2 protein-coding genes are annotated in these 2229 nt (G+C 62.5%); both read right to left on the bottom strand.

The features are described from left to right. Positions 1–1379, bottom strand: a 1379-nt coding sequence (locus tag AC08ON_RS06320; RefSeq protein ID WP_476616620.1) for a glycosyltransferase, incomplete at its 3' end; no start/stop codon positions are given. 271 nt (positions 1380–1650) lie between these two features. Beyond that, positions 1651–2229, bottom strand: a 579-nt coding sequence (locus tag AC08ON_RS06315; RefSeq protein WP_476616619.1) for a glycosyltransferase family 4 protein, incomplete at its 5' end; no start/stop codon positions are given.

The following is a 2229-nucleotide window of genomic DNA, read 5'->3' as shown; positions in this document are numbered from 1 at the left end:
GCCCACTGCGCCGCGGCGTTGGCGGAGCTATCGATGGAACGGCCGTCGGCAACGACGAGGTAGGGGCCCGGTATGCGGTTCCAATCGAGTCCAGAGCCCATCAGGGTGCCCCCCATGAAGGCTATGGTGCCGAAAAGGGCCACCACCCACCGCAGCAGCCTCCGATGGTTCTCGATATACCAGCCAATCGAGTATGCGGTGATGATCGACAACCCGATGAAGATGAAGGTCGATAGACGTACGGATATCTCCGCCGCCTTCGGGGCGATCGTGGCCACCAGGGCAATCGGATACAGGAGTTGTAGCAATCGAAGCGACCGCAGCACCGCACCCGCACGTCCGTCCGCCGCAGGTCTCCTCCGGAATGGGCCCAACGGCATGAGTGTCGCCATCCAGATAAGCAGCGAGAGCACAATGAGAACAGTTTCCCAGCGCGGGTTCCTGGTGCCACTCGAATCTGTCGAAATTTTTCTCGTCTCACCGGTCCCGCTCGCGATTCCCGTCAACTGGAAAACGGCATCGTGAAAAACTGGACCGAGATATCGGTTGAGCAGCGGACCACTGACAATCGCCCAAGACGCGACCAGGACAAGGTCCGCCACTGTGATACCCAGGAATATGGTAGCGGTGCGGCGGTCCCGTCGGGTAAACGCGGCGACCGTCACCATTCCCAATATGGCGACGAACACCCAGCTCGTGGCATGGTGCGAGAAGGTGAGAGCCAGCGCCGCGCCCGCCGCCAAGACGGTTTCAGTGCGGCCCGCCGCCTCGTTCGTAACCAGCATGAGAAGCAGGACACCGAGAGCCACGGCTAGCGTCTGATACGAGTACTGCGCGTTGAAGAAGAAGAACTGCGGGCTACAGCTGTAGATACCGACAGCAATACCCGCGGCGTGGGCGGAACGAGTCACCTGCTCGGCGAGAAGGAACAGGCCGGCGATCAGCAAACCCCGAGAGAGCACGATGACAAGAAAGGCGGAGAGCTGTGGTGGCAGACGGGTGATCTGTACCACCGCGTTGGTGACCACCTCGAGTCCAGGGAAGCGCGGGCTGACCGGCAAGCCAGAGTTAGCCGTGAAGAGACGACCCGTTTCCCGGATGTCATGCAAGGTCCGGATATGGAGCATCTCGTCAAAGCGGACGAACTGGTGGATCTGGAGTATCAGATACGCCAGCAGGAGGCCCATGCCCAACAACAAACAATCCGTTATCCTCGCCCGCCGAGATGTTGCCGGATCCAAGAGCCCCAGACCGGCCGGAACGAAGATCAGGAGCAGGCCAATCCAGTAGAGCAGGAGGCCCGTGCCACTCTCACCCTGGCGCCCGAGTACGTAGCCACCAGAGACGGCCAGCAGTCCTACCGCGGTGGCTGCCGCCACCGGTAGCGTCTCCCTACGGTACCTCTCGGAATCAGCGCGTAAAAGTAACCCGCCACGATCGCGGTAGTGCAGATCGGTCAACAAACTCGCACTCAGCCCAGCGGATACCACTCTCCGGGTCGCCTCCGGCCCCCGGCCTCGCCCGGTGAGTGCGGTACGAAGATTCCGGGGTATGAGAGTCGTCTCCTCCTCATGGAGGCGGTAGGCCGGCATTCCGCCGACCGAGGATGAGTCGAGTTTCTCGACTGGTGAGGCCTCGTTCCTCCGACGGTCAACGAAGCGATGCACGGACGACCTCGCGATAGACCTCCTCGATACGTGGCACCACCCGACTCGCGGTGAATTCTTTCGCACGCTCCTTCGCGGCAGTGCCCATGCGCGCCCGCCTAGTACCATCCGCCAGGAGATGCTCGATCGCGTCGTGGAGAGCCACCGGGTCGGCCGGGGGGACCAGGACTCCCTCCCGACCGCCAGTGATCATATCGGCGATACCTCCCATCGGCGTGGAGATTACTGGTGTCCCGGACGCCATAGCCTCGAGGACAACGGTCGGACAGGGATCATGCCAGGTAGATGGAAGAACAGCGAAGCTGGCGTGGGCGAAGGCACGCATGATCTCAGCATGAGCTCGCGGCTCGCTCAGAATCACCCCGGGCGGAAAATAGCTCGGTGAATCTGCCGTCCGGCGGCCGACGACGAGCAGCGGCGGACGGTCATCCGGAAGCCTCTCGTAAGCCCCGAGTAGTGCCCCTGTCCCTTTGTCCAGGCTCAGATCACCGACGAAAACCAGGTAGCCATCGGAGACGAGCCCGTCCGGCGGTCCGCCGGGCTCCGCGCCGATGAGCTCGTC

The organism is Frankia sp. CoWAU3 (genome assembly GCF_977971855.1).
The sequence above is the reverse complement of the archived record's forward strand: the minus strand, read 5'-3'. Positions and strand labels throughout refer to the sequence as shown.